Here is a 19,518-nt window from a genome sequence, read left to right on the forward strand (position 1 = left end):
CTCGGACCGGATGGCCATCCGGTCCGAGGCTCAGTCGCTTACATCGCACAAACTCTCCTCCGTGCAGATACAAGGGGAAGCGCTGGCCCCTCAAGAGGAACGATCGCAGAGCCAATTACGACAAAGGCTGGCGCCGCCCCTCATCTGGCTGTCGCCATCTTCTCCCCGTAAACGGGGAGAAGGACGCTCCGTCAACCCACCCACCCTATCGGCACATGTCCCTGATCCGCCTCGACGCGGCCAAGCCAGGCCACGACCGCCGGATAGGCGTCGAGCTGGAAGCCGCCCTGCTCCGCCGTATGCGTGTAGGCATAGAGGGCTATGTCGGCGACGCTGAAGGCGCGGCCGGCGAAGAAGGCATTGCTCTCCAGATATCTGTTCATCACGCCGAGCGCCTTGTTGCCGCGCTCCAGCGTCACCGCCAGCCGCTCCGGCGTCGCGTCCCTGGCGCGCTCGGGAAACGTCAGCAGCGCCTTGCGCACGGCGATATAGGGCTCGTGGCTGTACTGCTCGAAGAACAGCCACTGATAGGCGAGCCCGCGCTCATATTTGTCCGCCGGCAGGAAGCGCGTGCCTTCGGCGAGATAGAGCAGGATGGCGTTGGATTCGGCCAGCCGCCGGCCGTCGTCGAGTTCCAGCAGCGGCACCATGGCGTTCGGGTTCTTGGCGACGAAGTCGGCCTTGCGCGTCTCACCGCTATGCGAACTCACCTCGACCGTGGTGAAGGCCAGGCCGAGCTTGGCCATCAGCAGGCGCGGCTTGTAGCAATTGCCGCTGTCGATCATGTTGTAGAGTATCATTGTCGTCCCCGAGCGCTGCTTGTGCGGGCGCGATTATCGCAGCGGCGGCGTTCTCAACCAATGATTTGTTTTGGCGTGACCATCAGCGCCGCTTATGCAACGGGACGACCTTGCTGTCGAAGCCCAGCAGCGCCTCGATGGCAAGCGGCCTCTCGTCGAAGATCGTGCCGGCCAGCGCCGGGCGCCCGAGCAGAAAGCCCTGCAGCAGGTCGACACCGCCTTCCAGCGCGACGCGCAGATGGATGGGTTGCTCGATGCCCTCGACCAGCACCCTGGCGCCCCGATCGTGCAGACTGGACACCAGCGGGCGGAAGAACCGCTCCGCGGCGGCGTGGCGACAGAATTCCGCGAACCAGCCGCCATCGATCTTGACGATGTCGGGCTTGAGCAGGCTCACCCTCTCCTCGGTCGAATGGCCTGTACCGAAATCGTCGATGGCGATGCGGATGCCGTCACGCCGCATTTCACGCACCAGCCTGGCCAGCAGCGCATCGTCCGCCGCCTGCTCGGTGATTTCACAGACCAGCATGGCGGGCGCGAGGTCGAGTTCGCCGAGGTGCCTGCTCATCAGCCGTATCTCGGCCAGCGCCCGGCCAGGATGGTCGTTGACCAGCGGATTGTAGTTGAAGAACAGGTCGAGCCCGTCGACGCCGATATTGTGGAAATTCCTGAGATGCAGCACCCGGCACAAGGTTTCGACGAACAGCCGGTCGCCGGCGGCGATGCCGTCGAAGAACATCTGCGGCGACCCGGGCCGGCCGGCGCGATGCGGCTCGATCAGGCCTTCGACGGCCACCGGGTGCAGGCTCTCGCCGCGCGGAGCATAGATCGGCTGGTAGGCGCTGCGCAGGCGGAAGTCGCCATGGACGCCATATTCGATGCCGACCTCGTCGACGAAGATCGCATCGCCGACATTGCGCCGCCGCTCGGCCTTCATGGCGCGATCCTTCGGCCGAAAGCCTTTGCCGGCCGCCCCGTGCGCGGGACAATGGTGGCGGGAGCAGGCGCATGGTTCGCAGCGGCAACGGGCTCCGGTTCGCTCCTGGCGAAAACACGGAAGCTCGTGGGCGCGAGTTCGGGACGCGCCAGCACGTAACCCTGAACCATCGAGGCGCCCGATCTCTCGGCCAGTTCCAGTTGCCAGCCTTCCTCGATGCCTTCGAATACGGTCCGGATGCCCTGGTCCTCGAAGCTCCGCACCATGGATGTCAGCAGCGCGAAACCGGGGCCCGATTCCATCAGCTGCGTGATCCAGTGCGCATCGAACTTGACGATGTCGGGTTTCAGTTCCTTGATCCGCTTGATGTCGGAATCGTCGGCGCCATAATCGTCGACAGCGATCCGGAAGCCATTGCCTTTCAGCGCCGCCACGAAACCGTGCAGGGTCTCCTGCGACGCCGACCTCTGCTCCGTCACCTCGCATACGACGCGGCCCGGATCGATGCCGGCCTCGTGCAGCACCAGCCGCATGTCGCGCAAGGCGCTGTCGGCGATCGCGCGCTCGGTGAACACCGACGGGTCGAAATTGACGAAGATCGATGGCTCCCTGGGCAGGCAGGCGCCGGCATTGAGCAGATGCAGTGTCCTGGTCAGCGCTTCGACATGCAGGCGGTCGGCCGCCGGACAGGTCGAGAAGAAGGTCATCGGCGATTGCGGCTCGCCATCGCGAAACGGCCGGATCAGCCCCTCGAACGCGGCAATCGAGAGCTTGCCCTCCTTGAAGGCAAAGATCGGCTGGAAGGCGCTCTGCAGCGTATAAATGCCCCAGACACCTGACGAGGTGCCGTCATCATGACGGATGATATGGGCAAGCCCAATGCTGCGCGACAAGGCTTCCTCGCTCCGCGAACCGGCGGAATTGGATTTACGATCCTGCCATGCAAGCCTCTACCGCGCGTTAATGAACTTTCTATTGATCACGCCTCATTGACCGTGTCGCCAGACCTGGCCCAGCCGACAACGCTTGCACTCGCCGGCATCATGCGACATGAGAAGCGCCGCGGCCGCTCCTGGCCGCGCCGATCCTTTGGAGAGACAAAAGGTCATGGCCTTTCTTGCCGACACACTTTCGCGCGTAAAGCCTTCCGCCACCATCGCAGTGACGCAGAAAGCCCGCGAGCTGAAAAATGCCGGCCGCGACATCATTGGCCTCGGCGCCGGCGAACCCGATTTCGACACGCCAGACAACATCAAGAATGCCGCGATCGAGGCCATTCGCCGTGGCGAAACCAAATATCCGCCGGTTTCAGGCATCGTCCCGCTGCGCGAGGCGATCGCCAAGAAATTCAAGCGCGAGAACAATCTCGACTACAAGCCCGAGCAGACCATTGTCGGCACCGGCGGCAAGCAGATCCTGTTCAACGCCTTCATGGCGACGCTGAACCCCGGCGACGAGGTCGTCATCCCCCGCCCCTACTGGGTCAGCTATCCCGAAATGGTGGCGATCTGCGGCGGCACCTCGGTGTTTGCCGACACTTCGATCGAGAATGGTTTCAAATTAACCCCGGCCGTGCTGGAGAGGGCGATCACGCCGAAGACCAAATGGCTGTTGATGAACTCGCCGTCGAACCCCTCGGGCGCCGCCTACACCGAGGCCGAACTGCGCGCGCTGGCCGACGTGCTGCTCAAGCATCCGCATGTCTGGACGCTGACCGACGACATGTACGAGCATCTGACCTATGGCGATTTCGTCTTCAAGACCATCGCCGAGGTCGAGCCCAAGCTCTACGAGCGCACGCTGACCATGAACGGCGTCTCGAAGGCCTATGCCATGACCGGCTGGCGCATCGGCTACGCGGCCGGTCCGGTCCAGCTGATCAAGGCGATGGACATGATCCAGGGCCAGCAGACCTCGGGCGCCTGTACGATCGCGCAATGGGCTTCGGTGGAGGCGCTCAACGGTCCGCAGGATTTCATCGCCAAGAACAAGGCGATCTTCCAGGGGCGGCGCGACCTCGTCGTCTCGATGCTCAACCAGGCGCGCGGCATCTCTTGCCCCTCGCCCGAAGGCGCCTTCTATGTCTATCCGTCCTGCGCCCAGCTGATCGGCAAGAAGACCAAGGCCGGCAAGGTTATCGAGACCGACGAGGCCTTCTGCTCGGAACTGCTCGAAGCCGAGGGCGTGGCCGTGGTGTTCGGCTCGGCCTTCGGCCTCGGCCCCAACTTCCGCATCTCCTACGCCACCTCCGATGCATTGCTGGAGGAAGCCTGCACGCGCATCCAGCGCTTCACGGCATCGTTGACCTGATCGCAGTCGACAAGACCTTCGAACTCAGGAAACCCGGCTCACGGCCGGGTTTTTTGTTACTCAGACCTGCTGTTCCGCTTCTTTCGCGACCCGCGCCTCGGCCGGCGCCAACACCGCCATCAGCAAGGCGGCTGCAAGGAAAGCGCCGATCGCGGCCGTCAGCATCGCGGCGTGGAAGCCGCCGGCATAGGCGGCGGCGAAGAGATCATGCACGCCACGCTCGCCGATCGCCGCATCGGTTGCGAAATCATGCCTGGAAACCGCGGCACGGGCGGCCTGCTCGGCATTGGCGACACCGGCATCGCGCAGATATCCCGTCAGCAGACTGGTCGCCCGCATGCTCATCAGCGCGCCGAGCAACGCAATGCCGATGGCAAGGCCGCTCTGGCGCGTGGCATTGATGACCGCCGACACCATGCCCGAGCGCTCGCGCGGCGCATAAGACATGGCCGCGGCACTTCCCGTCGGGATCGCCAGCGAGTTGCCGAGCCCGCCGATGACGAACAGCAGGCAGAGCCATGCGTAAGGCGTCGAGGTGCCGGCCCAGCACATGCCGAGCAGCGACAGGCCGATGCCTGTGTAGCCCAGCGTCATCAGCGCGGAATGGCCAAAGCGCGCGCTCAACCTGCCGATCCATGGCGACACCACGATCTGCACCAGGAAGGCCGGCGCCATGCGCAGGCCGGTCTGCGTCGGCGACCAGCCCTGCACCTGCTGCAGGAACATCGAGAAGAAGAAGACGCTGGTGTAGGAGGTGAAGCCGAGCGCGAACGAGGCGACGTTGGCGACGGCGAAGCGCACGTCGCCAAACAGCCCGAGCGGCAGCATGGGTCTCGGCGTGCGCGCTTCGAAGGCGAGGAAGGCCGCGAGGAAGGCAATGCCGACGACCAGCGCCGCGATCGTCCTTGCATCACCCCAGCCATTCTCGCCGGCCGATATCAGGCCAAAGGTCAGCGCGCCCAGCCACAGGATCGAGAGTGCCAGCCCGACGAGATCGAGATGGGCATGTTCGGGATGCGCGGTCTCGCCGATCGACAGCGCACCGAGCACGATGGTCACCAGGCCAAGCGGCAGGTTGATCAGGAATATGCTCTGCCAGCCGACCGTCTCGACCAGAATGCCGCCCAGCACCGGGCCGACCACCAGGGAAATGGCGGCGAAGGAGGCCCAGCCGCCAATGACGCCGGCGCGTTCGCGCGGATCGGGAAAGGCCTGCGTCAGGATCGAGAGCGCGCCCGGGATGAGCAGCGAGCCGGCGATGCCTTGCACCACCCGCCCCGCCAGCAGCACCGCCAGATTCGGCGCCACCGCGCAGATCAGCGAGCCGATGACGAAGATGGCGACGCCCGCGAGCCAGGAACGCTTGCGGCCATAACGGTCGCCGATTAGCCCGGACGACAGCATGAACGCCGACAGGCACAGCGTATAGGCATCGACCACCCATTGCAGCCCGCCGAAATCGGTGTTCAGCGCCTGCTGTATGGTCGGCAGCGCGACATTGACGATGCTGACGTCGAGCAGGGCGACGAAGGAGCCGAGATAGACGGCGGCAACGAGAGGCAGACGGTTCGGCATGACGGATCCAGACATTGAGCTTGCAGTCATCTACGTCACTGACCGACGGTCAGTCAATAAGGGTAAGTCACTTTGGAATCATTATAAAAAGCTTGTCTCACCGGCTAGAAGCAGCGTAATGGAAATCAATAAGCCAGTACCGCGAAAAGACTTTGAACGGTGAGCCAAACCCTATGCCAGTCATTGCCAGGAAGGCGCTGAAACCGCGCACCAAGCCGGCCGAGGTGCGCCAGGACGATATCCTGCGCGCCGCCACGGCGCTGTTCATCGCCAAGGGGGTCGGCGCCACGACCGTCGACGAGATCGCCAGCCGCGCCGACGTCGCCAAGGGCACCCTCTATCTCTATTTCACCTCCAAGGAGGACGTCGTCATCGCCTTGCGCGAGCGCTTCGTCACGGGGTTTCGCGCCCGCATCCGCGACGCGATCGAAGCCTGCCCGCCCGACGACTGGACCGCGCGCCTGAAGAGCTTCGTCAGCGCCGGTATCGAGGCCTATCTCGTCGACTACCAGTTGCACGACGTCGTCTTCCACGATCATCGACCCGATCAACGGCGCATGAAGAGCGACAATCCCTTGCTCGGCGATCTCAGCACCCTTCTCGTTGCCGGCACAAAGGCCGGGGCGTGGTCGGTGGACGATGCGGACCTTGCGGCGATCGTCCTGTTCCAGGGCCTGCACGGTGCGGTCGACGACGCCATAGAGCGCGGCCTGCGAGAGGGCGATGACCTTGCGCAAAACCTGTCCGCTCTGTTCCTGAAGATGCTGCGGCGGCCTTAGCTGCAAGCCGTGCCGCTCAGGCACCGTATTGCGCGCTGGAAACCTCCTCCAGCCAGTCGGCATGGACGCCGTCGAGCGCTTCCTGCATGGCGACATGCGTCATCGCCGATGCCGGCGCCGCGCCGTGCCAGTGTTTCTCGCCTGGCGCGAACGAGACCACGTCGCCCGCCCTGATCGCCTCGACCGGGCCGCCCCATGTCTGGGCAAGGCCGGCGCCCGAGGTGACATAAAGCGTCTGGCCGAGCGGATGCGTATGCCAATGGGTGCGCGCGCCCGGTTCGAAACTGACCAGCAGGGCCCTGAGCCGGGCCGGCGCCTCCTTCTCTATGATCGGCGTCTGCAGAACCCGGCCGGTGAAGTACTTTTCAGGCGCTATGGCGGTCGGCACGCTGCCGCAAGCAATGATCTTCATCGTCGGTCCCTGGGGCTGAAGGTAGCCGGCAAATGTCGGCTCTCTGAATTGAAATGCATTCTCGGCGCGGATCGGCGCCGATGCAACTGGCCATGCCGGCCTGGCTGAACGCGGCGCCGATTTTTCTCTTAACCATGAACCCTCCCCGCATGGCGGAGGCACGGAAAAATGACGGCGAATTCAATGTCTTCTTAACGGCTGCGCACTAGCCGTGAGCCTCTATTGCGGGGGCTGGCCGATGAGCATACTGGCGACGATCAAGGACCACAGCGGCCGGATCTATCGCGGTATCCAGTCGCTGCTTGTGATCAGCATCGGCGCGGCGGCACTTGGCGCCTTCGACGTCTTGCGGGACCTGCCCGCCGGCACTGCCTTCGCCGTCTCGATCCTGGCCACCAGCTTCGCCCTGCTGGCATTGATGTACATGCGCGCCAGCGTCGTCCATCGTCTCCAGTCGGCCGCCGCCGCCGAGGCCGAGAAACATCATTTCCTGACCAGGGATGCGATGACCGGCGCCATGACGAGACGCTATTTCCTCGAAGCGCTGCGCGAAAGCCTGGGCACCATGCGCGACAGGCGCGAGGCGGCGCTGCTGTTGATCGACCTCGACCATTTCAAGCAGCTGAACGACACGTTCGGCCATCAGTTCGGCGACCTCACGCTTGCGCATCTGGTCAAGACTTCGGAGCGCATCTTTGCCGGCGCCATGGTCGGACGCCTCGGCGGCGATGAATTCGGCGTCATCATTCCGCATGGCGACCTCGCCGCCATCAACAGGGACGTCCGGCAATTGCTGGACGCCATGCGCGCCGGCAAATCGCATGAAGGCAAGACCATTCCGCTCTCCATTTCGGTCGGCGTGGCGCTGGCGCCAGCCCATGCCTCGAACACGACGGAACTGATGCTGGTTGCCGACCTGGCGCTCTATGAAAGCAAGGCGGCGGGCCGTGGCCGCGTCACCGTCTTCGACGAGGAGATGCTGTCCGACAAGCGCTACCGGCGCCTTGTCGAACGGGAATTGCGCGCCGCGGTCTATCTGGGCGAACTCGAGCTGCATTACCAGCCGATCGTCAACCCGGACGGGTCCACCCATGCACTCGAGGGGCTGATCCGCTGGCGCCACCCGGTTCGCGGATTGATCGCGCCAGCCGAGTTCATTGCGATCGCCGAACGCTCGACGCTGATCGACATGCTCGGCGAGTGGGTATTCAAGCGGGCCTGCGCCGACATCGACCAGTTCCCCGGCCGGCGCATCTCGATCAACGTCTCCGGCGAACAGCTCAAGCGCGACGAGATCGTCACCATGTGCGACCGCGTGCTGAAGGAAACCGGCCGGTCGGCGTCGCAGTTCATCATCGAGATCACCGAGACAGTGGCGACGGCCGCCACATCGGAGATCCTGCGGCGTCTCGAAGCGTTGCGCGGCCTTGGCTTTCACATCGCGCTGGACGATTTCGGCACCGGTCATTGCGGCTTCAACTACCTGAAGACCTTGCCCATCGACATCATCAAGATCGATCGCTCCTACATCCGCTCCCTCGCCCATGACCAGGTCGCGCAGATATTCGTCTCGGCGCTGGCGCAGATCGCGCGTATCCAGCACGTCACCATCGTGGCGGAAGGTGTGGAGACGGCGGAGGAATTCGCTCTCGCCAAGGCCGCCGGCTGCAACCGTTTCCAGGGCTATTTCTTCGGCAGGCCGGCGCCGCGCGACAAGCTTGTGCTGCTTGCCGGTCGCTCGGTCGAGCCGCTCGCGCTCAGCGCCTGAGCCGGCCCGTCGCGCCGGCTTCCTATTTTTCTTGCCCTCCCGGCAAACAAGTGGGACGATAATCGCGGGCAGGTCCAAAACAGGCCCGCCCGCGACGGTCGAACAGGCCGGCCGCCGCTAGGACCGATTGACCACGCCTGAACCATGCATGCCAGTCGGTCCCACGGGAAACGCCTGAGTGGAGGTCAGTCATGGGTACTCGCGCCGGAGGACGACGCACGGGACCGAAATGCATTGCCATAGTCGGTCCCTTCGCAAGCGGTAAGACGACACTTCTCGAAGCCATATTGGCCCGCACGGGCTCAATTCCCCGACAAAATCCCGTCTCATCAGGCAACACCGTCTCGGACCATTCGCCGGAGGCGCGCGCCCACGCCATGAGCGTCGAGGCATCGATCGCCACCACCGAATTCATGGGCGAGCAGTTCACCTTCGTCGACTGTCCCGGCTCGATCGAATTCTCCTTCGAGGCCGAGCCCGTGCTGGCCGCCTGCGATCTCGCCGTTGTCGTCGCCGAGGCCGACGAAAAGAAGATCCCGGCTTTGCAGCTCATCATGCGCAAGCTCGACGATCTCGGCGTGCCGCGCATCCTCTTCCTCAACAAGGTCGACAAATCGATCGCCGGCGTGCGCGACACGCTCAAGATGCTGCAGCCGGCAAGCGCGGTGCCGCTCTTGCTGCGCCAGATTCCGCTGCGCAAGGACGGCGTCGTCATCGGCTCGATCGACCTGGCGCTGGAGCGCGCCTACATCTATCGCGAATATGCCGAAAGCGAAGTCGCCGCTATCCCGGGCGACGACAAGGCGCGTGAGCTGGAAGCGCGCTTCTCCATGCTGGAGACGCTGGCCGACCATGACGACCATCTGATGGAGCAATTGCTCGAGGAGATCGAGCCGCCCAAGGACGCCATCTTCGACGACCTCGCCGCGGACCTGCGTGACGGCGCGGTGACGCCGGTGCTGATCGGCACCGCCGAGAAAGGCAATGGCGTGCTGCGGCTGCTGAAGGCGATCCGCCATGACGCGCCCGATATCGAGGCAACCCGCAAACGGCTCGGCGCCCCGGACGGCAACGCCACGGTGGTCCAGGTGCTGAAGACCATCCACACGCCGCATGGCGGCAAGCTGTCGGTGTCGCGCATCCTGTCCGGCCAGATTGCCGACGGCTCGGAACTGTGGCTTCCCAACGGCGACACCGCCAAGGTGTCCGGCATCTACCGGATGCTGGGCAAGGACCAGGTCAAGCTGACATCAGCCAGGATCGGCGACACGGTGGCGCTCGGCAAGCTGGACGATGTCAAGACAGGCCAGACGTTGAGCTCGGCCAAGGGCGGCATCAAGCCACTGTTCGACTTCGAGCCGCCGCAGCCGGTCTTCGCCTTCGCGCTGCGTCCCAAGGAGCGCAAGGACGAGGTCAAGATGTCGGCCGCCATCCAGCGCCTGGCCGAGGAAGACCCCTCGCTCAGCTTGCGCCACAACCAGGACTCGGCCGAAACGGTGCTTTCAGGCCACGGCGAGATGCATCTGCGTGTCGTGCGCGAGCGGCTGGAGGGCAAGAACCAGATCCCGGTCGAAGGCCACGCGCCCGCCGTGCCCTACCGCGAGACGATCCGCAAGGCGGCACAGCAGCGCGGCCGCCACAAGAAACAGTCGGGCGGCCACGGCCAGTTCGGCGATGTGGTGATCGAGATCAAGCCGCTGCCGCGCGGCTCCGGCTTCCAGTTCACCGACACCATCACCGGCGGCGTCGTGCCCAAGACCTACATCCAGTCGGTCGAGACAGGCATACGCGACTATCTCAAGACCGGGCCGCTCGGCTTTCCCGTGGTCGACGTCGCGGTCAACCTGTCGGACGGCTCCTACCATGCGGTCGATTCCTCCGACATGGCCTTCCAGATGGCGGCCAAGCTCGCGATGAAGGAAGGCATGGCCGCCTGCTCGCCGGTGCTTCTGGAGCCGGTGATGAAGGTCGAAATCGTCACGCCGTCGGACGCGACGTCGAAGATCATCGCGCTCATCCCGCAGCGGCGCGGCCAAATCCTCGGCTATGACGCGCGGCCCGACTGGCCGGGATGGGATGTCGTCGAGGCGACCATGCCGCAAGCCGAGATCGGTGACCTGATCATCGAGTTGCGTTCGGCCACTTCGGGCGTTGCCAGCTACCGCGCCGCCTTCGACCACATGGCCGAACTCACCGGCCGCCTCGCCGACGAAGCGATGAACGCCAACGGCAAGGCCGCCTGATTTCGCGATCAGCGGCTCTCTCCCCGTTTACGGGGAGAGATGTCTGGCAGGACAGTGAGGGGCAGCGCCAACGTTGGGGATTGTCAGAGTCCATGACGCAGCAGGATCAATGCGTGTTGCCCAGAAGTGCGCCGGGGCTTCAGGATAGCAACATGCATAAAAACCAAAAAAACGACGCCCGGGGGGCCGGACGCCGTTTTGTTCGCGGACCGTTTTCTTGGGAGGAGAAACGGCAGGTCCGCCGCATGAAGGTCGCCGCGCGGCGGCGGGAAAAAGGTTCGGACGCGGTAGCCGCCTGAGCCCGGGCCGTCCGAGTGATGCCCCCATCTCCCGTCCGAACCACACCGCGTCCTATGATCCACTTAGCAGACGGAGGGTGTCCTTGTCATGTTACCAGAGGTTACATGACACTGTTACGCGGCAATTCTGGTGAATTTTTCATCCGCCCCGCCAGGGTCCGGGCAACAAAAAAGCCGGATCAACGAAGATCCGGCTGAGTTTGATTGGAAGTGCCTGTTAAGGCTAACCTCCAGAGGGGAACACTCGAGGGCGCTAATGGGAGGAGAACGCGCCCAGGAGATGATCTATATATCTGCTCATCATGCCCAAGAAACAAGCATCTATTTTGCAACACACGCATGCAAAAAGGCACAGGCTGTGGTCCAACCCATCCTGGAAGCCAATAGGACCAGCAGAATCGTGACAATTGACGGCGCTTTCGGCCCATCATCGTCTCGAAAACCCCGATCCCAGCCGATTTTGCTCCCAAAAGTCGAAAACCACTGATGATATGGAATGAGGCAGCCACGGTTTAATTCCCAGGCAATCGGCGAGGAACAACCAATGCGAAGATTTTCGGCTGTTGCCGGCAGCGGCATTTTTCTCATCGTGGCACCCGGAGTGGTCGCCGGGCTCGTTCCCTGGCTGCTGAGCGACCGCTGGAGCCTGCCATGGTCGAGCTTGCCGGGCCTGGTGCCGCTGGGCTGGGCCTTGATCGTGGTCGCGGTGGCGGCGTTGCTACACGCCTTTGGCCGCTTCGCGCTCGAAGGCTTGGGTACGCCGGCCCCGATCGCGCCGACCGAGACACTGGTGGTCGGCGGCATCTACCGCCATGTCCGCAACCCGATGTATGTCGCCGTGCTGTCGATCATCCTCGGCCAGGTGCTGCTGTTTTCGAGCTGGACGCTTGCCGCCTATATGGTCGTCGCCGCGATCGCCATGGTCACCTTCGTCAAGCTCTACGAGGAGCCGGCGCTCGCCGGCCGCTACGCCGCTGAATACGAAACCTACAGACGCAACGTGCCCGGCTGGCTGCCCCGGCTGACGCCCTGGCGGGGGTGATGTGAGCACAACAAGACGAAGCGCGGCAGCCTTCGATCAATAAGACCAACTGCGGGCCTTGGCGATGATGAAGTCGCGGAACACATGCAGCTTGGCCTGGTTCTTCATCGCGTCGGGATAGGCGAAATAGGTATCGAAGGACGGCACCTCGGTCTCGGGCAGGAGTTGCACCAGGCCGGTATCCTTGCTGATCACATAGTCGGGCAGCATGGCGATGCCGGCGCCGCCTTGAACGGCGCGCTTGATCGACAGGATATCGTTGATCTGCAGCGTCGGCACGCGCTGGCCGCCCTCGAAATCGCCGACCGTCTCCAGCCAGTTCAACTCCGAAAGATGCGACGGCACCGGCACGCCGAAGGTGACGATGCGATGGCTCTTCAGCTCGGCCACCGAAGCCGGCTTGCCGTATTTGGCGACATAGGAAGGTGCTGCGTAGAGATGGAAATGCACGGTGAACAGGCGGCGCTGGATCAGGTCCGGCTGCTGCGGCTGGCGCAGCCGGATGGCGCAATCGGCCTGGCGCATGGTGAGGTCGAGCTCCTCATTGGCGAGGATCAGCTGCAGGCTGATTTCCGGATAGAGCTCGATGAACTCCTGCACCCGCTCGGTCAGCCAGCCGGCACCGAGTCCAACGGTCGTCGTTACCCTCAGCACGCCGGATGGCCGGTCCTTGGTCTCCGTCAGCCGCGTCTTGATGGTCTCGAGTTTCATCAGCACGTCATGCGCCGTGCGGAACAGCATCTCGCCCTGTTCGGTCAGCACCAGGCCGCGCGCATGACGGTTGAACAGCGGCACGCCGACATCGTGTTCGAGCGCGCTGACCTGTCGCGAGATCGCCGATTGCGACAGATGCAGCGTTTCGGCCGCATGCGTAAACGACCCCGCTTCCGCCGCAGCGTGAAACACGCGTAGCTTGTCCCAGTCCAACGCCATGATTCCCCTCGTTCCTGTTGGCGTTCTGAATGAAAAATCAGGCTTTTACACGGCCTTTCTAAGCCGTTTTTTTAATAGTGTTACAGCAGTTCCCCTATTCCGCTGCTTCGCGATGCACCTCGATGCCGGCCAGATATTTTTCCGCTTCGAGCGCGGCCATGCAGCCCAACCCCGCCGCTGTCACCGCCTGGCGGTAGACATCGTCGGTCACGTCGCCCGCGGCGAACACGCCAGGCACGTCGGTGCGCGTGGAATCCGGCGCCGTCCACAGATAGCCGTTCGGCTTCTGCTTCAGCTTGCCGACGAACAGTTCGACCGCCGGCGCATGGCCGATGGCCACGAAGACGCCGTCGATCTTGAGGTGGCTCTCGGCTCCGGTCACGGCATGCTTGAGCTTCAGCCCTTCGACTGACGGCGGCAGCGGAGCCTTGCCGGGGCGCCCGGTGATCTCGTCGACGATCGTGTCCCAGATGACGCGGACATTGTCCTTCTTCAGCAGCCGCTCACGCAGGATGCGCTCGGCGCGGAAGTCCGAGCGCCTGTGGATGACGGTGACGCTCTTGGCAAGATTGGACAGATAGAGCGCCTCTTCCACCGCCGAGTTGCCGCCGCCGACCACCGCGACATCCTTGCCGCGATAGAAGAACCCGTCGCAGGTGGCGCAGGCCGAAACGCCGAAGCCCATGAAATCCTGCTCGGTCGGAATGCCCAGCCACTTGGCTTGCGCGCCGGTGGCGATGATCAGCGCGTCGGCCGTGTAGGTCGTGCCGGAATCGCCCTTGGCGCGGAACGGCCGCACGTTGAGGTCGACCTCGGTGATGATGTCGTTGATGATGTCGGTGCCGACATGTTCGGCCTGCTTGAGCATCTGCTCCATCAGCCACGGCCCCTGGATCGGATCGGCGAAGCCGGGATAGTTTTCGACATCGGTGGTGATCATCAGCTGGCCGCCCTGCTGCAGGCCGGCGACGAGCATCGGCTTCAGCATGGCGCGTGCGGCATAGACAGCCGCCGTATAGCCGGCCGGGCCGGAACCGATGATAAGAACGGGCGCGTGCTTGGTGGTCATTGAGAGCCTCTGCGGGGCAGGCAAACGAGTGTGCCTTGGAAAAGGACGTGAAATTTTGGGCTTAATGTAAGGGTTGCCAATCACGCCAGCAAGACGAACGGGCCGTCGTCCCCGGAAAGCTTCGGCCCATGCGGATATTCGCGCGGTGGCGGGCTTTCGTTACCGTTCGAAAATCGCGTTGACGAGGGCTGGCTTCGACACAAAAGTCGTTTAATTACAAAATCGCGAAAGATTCTTGCGCCCCGGATCATCGAGAACCCTCATGCCACTCAAGGCCGATCTTGACGCCATCGACTGGAAGATCCTGCGCGAGCTTCAGTCGGACGGGCGCATGACCAATGTCGAGCTGTCGAACCGCGTCGGCATTTCGGCCCCGCCCTGCCTGCGCCGGGTCAAGCGGCTGGAGGAAGCCGGCATCATCCGCGGCTACCGCGCGCTGCTCAACGCCCCGGCGCTGGGGCTGGACGTGGTCGCCTTTTGCCTGGTCGGGCTGCATCACCAGGCCGACGCCGAACTGCGCATCTTCGCCGAGCGCACGCGCGGCTGGCCGATCGTGCGCGATGCCTGGATGGTGTCGGGTGAGTCCGATTTCCTCTTGCATTGCGTGGCAAGCGACCTCGGCACCTTCCAGAGCTTCGTCATCGAGGAACTGACCTCGACGCCGAATGTCGACACGGTGCGCACCGCGCTCACCATCCGCCGCGTCAAGGACGAGGGGCTGGTGTCGTTCGAACGACCCTGAGGCCGGGTGAATGCCCGCGCACCGGGCGAATTCCCGACCTTCGCCACACCGGCGCCGCGTTGGTATTCGAAAGACGCTGATGTACAAGGCTGGACGGCTCTGCCGGACGTCACGGCTCGACTGGGCGCTTGACTGGTTTCGCAAGCAATTCCAGGAAAAATGTGTAACGGTTTTCGCCTGGACCGCTTGAGAGCAGAGGGAGCGAGCAGCGTGAATTGCGGGGAAGAATCCGCCATGGGAAGGGGACCATGACCCGTTTTGCAAGTCCGGTCTCGGCGCTCATCATCTGCGTGAACGAGGCCGATATGATCGGCGCGTGCCTGGAAAGCATCGATTTCTGCGCCGAGATCATCATCGTCGATTCCGGCTCGACGGACGGCACCGTCGAATGCGTGAAGAGCTATATCGCCAAGGGCTATCCGATCACGCTGCTGCACAATGACTGGCCGGGTTTCCCCCGCCAGCGGCAATTCGCGCTCGATCACGCCAACCAGCCATGGTGCCTTTCGATTGACCCGGACGAGCGTGTCGACGACCAGCTGCGGCAGTCGATCGTGGCCATCACCCAGGCGCCCGACGGCAAGGCCAGCGGCTGGTACATTCGCCGCCGCGACTGGCTGAAGGGCTACGGCTACGCCCATCGCTGGGTGCTGCACAACAGGCTGCTGCGGCTTTTCCGCCGCGAGGGCGCCACCATGGACCTGACCGCGCGGGTGCACGAATCCTTTCGAGTGCCGGGCGAGACCGACACGATCAGCGAGGGTGTCCTGCTGCATCGCCGCGAAATATCGGTCGAGGAGGATCTCGCCCGGGCCAACGCCTATTCCGGCCTCAAGGCGGTCACGCTGGTCGAGAAAGGCAAGAAGCCCGGCCTGGTGCGGCTGGTTCTGTCGCCCTTCGGCAACTTCCTCAAATTCTACCTGGCCAAGCGCTACTTCCTGTGCGGCCGGCATGGCTTCGTCTACTCGATGTCGGTGATGATCTATTCCTTCGCCACCGAGGCCAAGCTCTACGAAGCCTCGGAGCACACCGACCAGACATAGGCCGTCAGGCCAGGCGATCCCCGCCGAGCGCCTCGATGCTGGCGATGAGGCCGCCAAGATCGCGGTCGTCATGCAGGCGCCTGATGGCGAAGCCGGGCCGAACCACCGCCTCGCCGTCGACCAGCCAGCCCTGTGCCAGGCCGGCACCCTCAGCCGCCTGCATGTCGGCCAGCTTGTCGCCGACCATTACGGAACGGCCGAGATCGAGATCAAGCCGCATGCCCGCCTCGAGCAGCATGCCGGGACCGGGTTTGCGCATGGGATGATCGGCAACGCCAAGAGGCCCGGCGCCGGCCTCGTGATAGGCGCAGGCCAGCACCATGTCGACGGACGCGCCCTGCTCGCCCAGCAATTCCAGCACGCGGCCATTCACCGCCGCAAACGCATCCCAGCCGAAATAGCCGCGCGCAATGCCGGACTGGTTGGTGACGATGACGACCGGGATGCCGCTCCGGTTGGCGGCGGCGATCGCCGGCAGCATCTGGGATCTGAGTTCGATCTCGGCCGGATCGCTGGGATAGTCGGTATCGACGTTGATGGTGCCGTCGCGGTCGAGAAACAGCGCCGGCAGGTGCGGCGGAAAAACCCTGCCGCCGATCCGCTCCACCCACAGGCCCGGCTCGGTCAACGGGTGCGGCGTACCCGTCCTGTCAGCCATTCGACAGGCGCGCTTCCACCACCTCGCACAGATAGTGATAGAGGCACAGATGGCCCTGCTGGATAATAGGCGTCGAGGTCGAGGGCACGTTGAGCAGGATGTCGGTGAGCGGCTTCAGCTTGCCGCCGGTGTCGCCGGTCAGGCTGACAACCGTCATGCCCATCATGCGCGCCTGTTCGGCAGCGGCCAGGATGCTCGGCGAATTGCCGCTGGTCGAGATCGCCAAAAGCACCCCGCCGGCAGCGCCATGCGCCTCGACCTGACGCGAAAACACCGTGTCGAAGCCGTAATCATTGCCCCAGGCGGTCAGCATTCCGGCATTGGCCGGCAGCGCAATGACATTGTAGGCCTTGCGCTCCTTGAGGAAGCGGCCGACCAGTTCGGTGGCGATATGAATGGCGTCGCTGGCCGAGCCGCCATTGCCGCAGACCAGCAAGGCCTTTCCCTGGGAAAGCGCCGATACGACGGCGCTCACCGCACGTTCCATCTCCTCGGTCAGGTCTCGCTCGACCGTGGCTGATATGGCGGCCGCCGAGCGGACCAGATAGTCGTTCAGTTCAGACATGAAACCCTCAATTTGCGGAGCCGGCGCGCATCTTGCCGATGGTGTTGGTGGTGCTCTTGCCGGCGACGAGATCGACCAGCACGACACGCCCGCCCGCCTTCTGCACCACTTCGGCGCCGACCACGGTTTCGACCGTATAGTCCGCGCCCTTGACCAGGATGTCCGGCAGCAGCGCTTCGATCAGCGCCAGCGGCGTGTCCTCATCGAAAACGACGACGGCATCGACGGAGGCGAGCGCGGCGAGCACGCAGGCGCGGTCATGCTGGTCGTTGACCGGGCGGCCCGGCCCCTTCAGCCGCCGCACCGAGGCATCGCTGTTGAGCCCGAGCACCAGCCGGTCGCACTGGCTGCGCGCAGCGTGCAGCAGGCTGACATGGCCGGCATGCAGGATGTCGAAACAGCCATTGGTGAAGCCGACGCTCAGGCCCTCCGCCTTCCACGCCGCAACCATGCGCGCCGCCGAGGCGGCATCGAGGATGGCGTCCTTGTGGGCGGTCGGGCCATGCGAGCGGAACAGCGCCCCGGCGAGTTCTTCGACGCTCAGCCGCGCCGTGCCGCGTTTGCCCACCACGACGCCGCCGGCGGCGTTGGCGATGGAAGCAGCCGCGACAGGATCGGCACCGGCGGCAAGCGCCAGCGCGAAGGTCGCGATCACCGTGTCGCCGGCGCCAGAGACGTCGAACACCTCGCGCGCCTGGGTGGCGATGTGGCGCGCCTCGTCGGGGCCGACCACGCTCATGCCCTTTTCACTGCGGGTGGCCACGACGAAGTCGAAGCCATGCGCCGAGATCAGCTCGCGCGCCGCCGCGACGATCTCGTCATCGGCGAACACCGCGCGGCCGACGGCCTCGCCAAGTTCCTTGCGGTTGGGCGTGACGGCGGTCGCACCGGCATAGCGCGCATAGTCGCGGCCCTTGGGGTCGACCAGCACCGGCTTGCCGGCCTCGCGGCAGATGGCGATCAGTTCGGCGGCGACGCCGTCCAGCAAGATGCCCTTGCCGTAATCGGACAGGATGACGATGTCCGCCTGCTCCAGCGCGCCCCGGAAACGGTGGATCAGATCCGCCCGTTCCGCCTCGCCGAGCGGCTTGATCTCTTCTTCGTCGAAGCGCAGCACCTGCTGGTTGAGCGCGCTGAAGCGGCTCTTCGACGAGGTCATGCGCCCGCGCTGCTGCGAAAGGCCTGCTGTCTCCGCGCCAAGCTCGCTCAGCATCCGCACCAGGCTGTCGCCGGCGGCATCGGTGCCGAGCACAGAGACCGGAACGGCGCGCGCGCCGAGCGACACGATGTTGGCCACGACATTGCCGGCGCCGCCCATGGCAGCGGTCTCGCCGCGCCCGTGCAGCACCGGGATCGGCGCTTCCGGGGAGATCCGCTCGATCACGCCGTTGACGAAGCGGTCGAGGATGATGTCGCCCACCACCAGCACGGCGACGTCGCCGAAGCGCGCAATGGCGCGGTGCAGGGGTTCGGGGGAAGGCGGATTGTGCTTGATCATGTCATCTGCCACGCGCGGAAAACGCCGATCTCAGATAGGTCGAAAACCCAGATTTGCGAGGCCGGCCGGTCATGCCTGCCGATATACCGCAATTGGCCACAGCGCAACGCCGGGGCGGAGGCAAACCCGGACAGGTCAGGTTTTCTGCAGGGCGACGTGGACGCCGAGCCCAACCAGCACCGCGCCGCCGGCCCGCTGCATCAGCCGCTGCGCCCGGCTCGAACGCCGCAGCCGGCCGATCACGAGGCCGGCCAGGAACACGCACGCGACATCGGCCGAAGAGAACATCAGGTTGACGATCGTGCCGAGCACCACGAATTGCAGCCAGACCGGGAATGCCGCCGAGGCATCGATGAACTGCGGCAGGAACGCCATGAAGAAGATCGCGGTCTTGGGATTGAGCACCTCGACGGTGATGCTCTCGAAGAAGGCGCGCCGGGCCGATTTGCGGTCGATCGCGGGCAGCGCCACGCCGCCCTCCACGCGCTTGCGAAACAGCGAGACGCCGAGCCAGATCAGATAGAGCGCGCCGACCAGCTTGACCGCCATATAGAGTGGCGGCACGGCGTGGAACAGCACCGAGAGGCCGGCGGCGGCGGCAAAGACATGGACATAGCCGCCCAGATGAATGCCGAGTGCGGCCGTCAGCCCCGACCAGCGCCCGCGCGCCATGGTCTGCGCGGCGGCGTAGAGCATGGCCGGACCCGGAATATAGGCAAAGATCGCCGTCGTGGCGAAAAACGCGATCAGCAGTTCGGTAGACGGCATTTCTTGTCCCTCATGATCGGTGCTGCGGCAAGCCGACAGAAGCGGTAGTTTTGCGGCGCCACTGTGACGATGGACCC

At 64.4% G+C, this 19,518-nt stretch carries 20 protein-coding genes; 9 read left to right on the forward strand and 11 right to left on the reverse strand.

Annotated features, from left to right (window positions below):
- Nucleotides 1-191 precede the first annotated feature (191 nt).
- The 3 genes from FJ967_RS30685 to FJ967_RS30695 form a co-directional block, all read right to left on the reverse strand.
- Nucleotides 192-800, reverse strand: a complete 609-nt coding sequence (locus FJ967_RS30685; RefSeq protein ID WP_140736063.1) for a glutathione S-transferase family protein — start codon at nt 798-800, stop codon at nt 192-194.
- Between the two features lie 82 nt (nt 801-882).
- Entirely contained in the window at nt 883-1,737 is an 855-nt protein-coding gene (locus tag FJ967_RS30690) for an EAL domain-containing protein (RefSeq protein WP_140736064.1), read from the reverse strand.
- A complete protein-coding gene (locus tag FJ967_RS30695; protein ID WP_140736065.1) occupies nt 1,734-2,630 on the reverse strand; it encodes an EAL domain-containing protein in 897 nt (298 codons plus the stop codon). Before FJ967_RS30695 ends, FJ967_RS30690 begins: the two co-directional genes overlap by 4 nt.
- A 214-nt stretch (nt 2,631-2,844) precedes the next feature.
- Here FJ967_RS30695 and FJ967_RS30700 point away from each other — a divergent pair, with 214 nt between their 5' ends.
- Complete coding sequence (locus tag FJ967_RS30700) at nt 2,845-4,047, forward strand: pyridoxal phosphate-dependent aminotransferase (protein WP_140736066.1); 1,203 nt, start codon at nt 2,845-2,847, stop codon at nt 4,045-4,047.
- A 60-nt stretch (nt 4,048-4,107) separates the two neighbouring features.
- On the opposite strand, the gene FJ967_RS30705 is transcribed toward FJ967_RS30700, so the two are convergent.
- Nucleotides 4,108-5,622, reverse strand: coding sequence for an MFS transporter (locus FJ967_RS30705; protein ID WP_181176207.1), 1,515 nt, complete (start codon nt 5,620-5,622; stop codon nt 4,108-4,110).
- A 173-nt stretch (nt 5,623-5,795) separates the two neighbouring features.
- Between FJ967_RS30705 and FJ967_RS30710 the strand changes: the two genes are divergently transcribed.
- A complete protein-coding gene (locus FJ967_RS30710) occupies nt 5,796-6,401 on the forward strand; it encodes a TetR/AcrR family transcriptional regulator (protein ID WP_140736068.1) in 606 nt (201 codons plus the stop codon).
- Between the two features lie 16 nt (nt 6,402-6,417).
- Here the strand turns inward: FJ967_RS30710 and FJ967_RS30715 are convergent, their stop codons facing one another.
- A complete protein-coding gene (locus FJ967_RS30715) occupies nt 6,418-6,813 on the reverse strand; it encodes a cupin domain-containing protein (protein ID WP_140736069.1) in 396 nt (131 codons plus the stop codon).
- 80 nt (nt 6,814-6,893) lie between these two features.
- Here FJ967_RS30715 and FJ967_RS34060 point away from each other — a divergent pair, with 80 nt between their 5' ends.
- The 5 genes from FJ967_RS34060 to FJ967_RS30735 all read left to right on the forward strand — a co-directional run bounded on the left by FJ967_RS34060 (nt 6,894) and on the right by FJ967_RS30735 (nt 12,165).
- Nucleotides 6,894-7,022 carry a hypothetical protein gene (locus tag FJ967_RS34060; RefSeq protein WP_281405695.1) on the forward strand — a complete coding sequence of 43 codons (129 nt, stop codon included), beginning with the start codon at nt 6,894-6,896 and terminating at the stop codon, nt 7,020-7,022.
- 29 nt (nt 7,023-7,051) lie between these two features.
- Nucleotides 7,052-8,581 carry an EAL domain-containing protein gene (locus FJ967_RS30720; RefSeq protein ID WP_140736070.1) on the forward strand — a complete coding sequence of 510 codons (1,530 nt, stop codon included), beginning with the start codon at nt 7,052-7,054 and terminating at the stop codon, nt 8,579-8,581.
- Nucleotides 8,582-8,772: 191 nt separating this feature from the next.
- A complete protein-coding gene (locus tag FJ967_RS30725; RefSeq protein ID WP_140736071.1) occupies nt 8,773-10,824 on the forward strand; it encodes an elongation factor G in 2,052 nt (683 codons plus the stop codon).
- 92 nt (nt 10,825-10,916) lie between these two features.
- Complete coding sequence (locus FJ967_RS30730; protein ID WP_140736072.1) at nt 10,917-11,123, forward strand: hypothetical protein; 207 nt, start codon at nt 10,917-10,919, stop codon at nt 11,121-11,123.
- Between the two features lie 544 nt (nt 11,124-11,667).
- On the forward strand, nt 11,668-12,165 hold the full coding sequence (locus FJ967_RS30735) for an isoprenylcysteine carboxylmethyltransferase family protein (protein WP_140736073.1): 498 nt from the start codon (nt 11,668-11,670) through the stop codon (nt 12,163-12,165).
- Between the two features lie 36 nt (nt 12,166-12,201).
- Here FJ967_RS30735 and FJ967_RS30740 read toward each other — a convergent pair whose 3' ends face one another.
- Complete coding sequence (locus FJ967_RS30740; protein ID WP_140736074.1) at nt 12,202-13,098, reverse strand: LysR family transcriptional regulator; 897 nt, start codon at nt 13,096-13,098, stop codon at nt 12,202-12,204.
- A gap of 94 nt (nt 13,099-13,192) precedes the next feature.
- Entirely contained in the window at nt 13,193-14,167 is a 975-nt protein-coding gene (trxB, locus tag FJ967_RS30745; RefSeq protein WP_140736075.1) for a thioredoxin-disulfide reductase, read from the reverse strand.
- 262 nt (nt 14,168-14,429) lie between these two features.
- Here trxB and FJ967_RS30750 point away from each other — a divergent pair, with 262 nt between their 5' ends.
- Both FJ967_RS30750 and FJ967_RS30755 read left to right on the forward strand, forming a co-directional pair.
- Nucleotides 14,430-14,909: an Lrp/AsnC family transcriptional regulator gene (locus tag FJ967_RS30750; RefSeq protein WP_140736076.1), complete on the forward strand. Its 480-nt coding sequence runs from the start codon at nt 14,430-14,432 to the stop codon at nt 14,907-14,909.
- Between the two features lie 248 nt (nt 14,910-15,157).
- Nucleotides 15,158-15,952 carry a glycosyltransferase family 2 protein gene (locus FJ967_RS30755; protein WP_140736077.1) on the forward strand — a complete coding sequence of 265 codons (795 nt, stop codon included), beginning with the start codon at nt 15,158-15,160 and terminating at the stop codon, nt 15,950-15,952.
- Nucleotides 15,953-15,956: 4 nt separating this feature from the next.
- Here the strand turns inward: FJ967_RS30755 and gmhB are convergent, their stop codons facing one another.
- From gmhB to FJ967_RS30775, 4 genes are all read right to left on the reverse strand, one after another.
- A complete protein-coding gene (gene gmhB, locus FJ967_RS30760) occupies nt 15,957-16,610 on the reverse strand; it encodes a D-glycero-beta-D-manno-heptose 1,7-bisphosphate 7-phosphatase (RefSeq protein ID WP_140736078.1) in 654 nt (217 codons plus the stop codon).
- Nucleotides 16,603-17,175: an SIS domain-containing protein gene (locus FJ967_RS30765; protein ID WP_140736079.1), complete on the reverse strand. Its 573-nt coding sequence runs from the start codon at nt 17,173-17,175 to the stop codon at nt 16,603-16,605. The genes gmhB and FJ967_RS30765 overlap by 8 nt, the downstream gene beginning before the upstream one ends.
- A gap of 7 nt (nt 17,176-17,182) precedes the next feature.
- Complete coding sequence (gene rfaE1 / locus FJ967_RS30770; RefSeq protein WP_140736080.1) at nt 17,183-18,673, reverse strand: D-glycero-beta-D-manno-heptose-7-phosphate kinase; 1,491 nt, start codon at nt 18,671-18,673, stop codon at nt 17,183-17,185.
- A 135-nt stretch (nt 18,674-18,808) separates the two neighbouring features.
- Nucleotides 18,809-19,441 (reverse strand): LysE family translocator, encoded by a 633-nt coding sequence (locus FJ967_RS30775; protein WP_140736081.1) that lies wholly within the window; start codon nt 19,439-19,441, stop codon nt 18,809-18,811.
- Nucleotides 19,442-19,518: the final 77 nt, after the last annotated feature.

The sequence above is a fragment of the Mesorhizobium sp. B2-3-4 genome (assembly GCF_006442315.1).
Taxonomy (GTDB): Bacteria; Pseudomonadota; Alphaproteobacteria; order Rhizobiales; family Rhizobiaceae; genus Mesorhizobium.

Coding starts and splice junctions, on each gene's coding strand:
- FJ967_RS30685 (WP_140736063.1), bottom strand. CDS start 800: ATGATACTCTACAACATGATCGACAGCGGCAATTGCTACAAGCCGCGC.
- FJ967_RS30690 (WP_140736064.1), bottom strand. CDS start 1,737: ATGAAGGCCGAGCGGCGGCGCAATGTCGGCGATGCGATCTTCGTCGAC.
- FJ967_RS30700 (WP_140736066.1), top strand. CDS start 2,845: ATGGCCTTTCTTGCCGACACACTTTCGCGCGTAAAGCCTTCCGCCACC.
- FJ967_RS30705 (WP_181176207.1), bottom strand. CDS start 5,622: ATGCCGAACCGTCTGCCTCTCGTTGCCGCCGTCTATCTCGGCTCCTTC.
- FJ967_RS30710 (WP_140736068.1), top strand. CDS start 5,796: ATGCCAGTCATTGCCAGGAAGGCGCTGAAACCGCGCACCAAGCCGGCC.
- FJ967_RS30715 (WP_140736069.1), bottom strand. CDS start 6,813: ATGAAGATCATTGCTTGCGGCAGCGTGCCGACCGCCATAGCGCCTGAA.
- FJ967_RS34060 (WP_281405695.1), top strand. CDS start 6,894: ATGCAACTGGCCATGCCGGCCTGGCTGAACGCGGCGCCGATTTTTCTC.
- FJ967_RS30720 (WP_140736070.1), top strand. CDS start 7,052: ATGAGCATACTGGCGACGATCAAGGACCACAGCGGCCGGATCTATCGC.
- FJ967_RS30725 (WP_140736071.1), top strand. CDS start 8,773: ATGGGTACTCGCGCCGGAGGACGACGCACGGGACCGAAATGCATTGCC.
- FJ967_RS30730 (WP_140736072.1), top strand. CDS start 10,917: ATGACGCAGCAGGATCAATGCGTGTTGCCCAGAAGTGCGCCGGGGCTT.
- FJ967_RS30735 (WP_140736073.1), top strand. CDS start 11,668: ATGCGAAGATTTTCGGCTGTTGCCGGCAGCGGCATTTTTCTCATCGTG.
- FJ967_RS30740 (WP_140736074.1), bottom strand. CDS start 13,098: ATGGCGTTGGACTGGGACAAGCTACGCGTGTTTCACGCTGCGGCGGAA.
- trxB (WP_140736075.1), bottom strand. CDS start 14,167: ATGACCACCAAGCACGCGCCCGTTCTTATCATCGGTTCCGGCCCGGCC.
- FJ967_RS30750 (WP_140736076.1), top strand. CDS start 14,430: ATGCCACTCAAGGCCGATCTTGACGCCATCGACTGGAAGATCCTGCGC.
- FJ967_RS30755 (WP_140736077.1), top strand. CDS start 15,158: ATGACCCGTTTTGCAAGTCCGGTCTCGGCGCTCATCATCTGCGTGAAC.
- gmhB (WP_140736078.1), bottom strand. CDS start 16,610: ATGGCTGACAGGACGGGTACGCCGCACCCGTTGACCGAGCCGGGCCTG.
- FJ967_RS30765 (WP_140736079.1), bottom strand. CDS start 17,175: ATGTCTGAACTGAACGACTATCTGGTCCGCTCGGCGGCCGCCATATCA.
- rfaE1 (WP_140736080.1), bottom strand. CDS start 18,673: ATGATCAAGCACAATCCGCCTTCCCCCGAACCCCTGCACCGCGCCATT.
- FJ967_RS30775 (WP_140736081.1), bottom strand. CDS start 19,441: ATGCCGTCTACCGAACTGCTGATCGCGTTTTTCGCCACGACGGCGATC.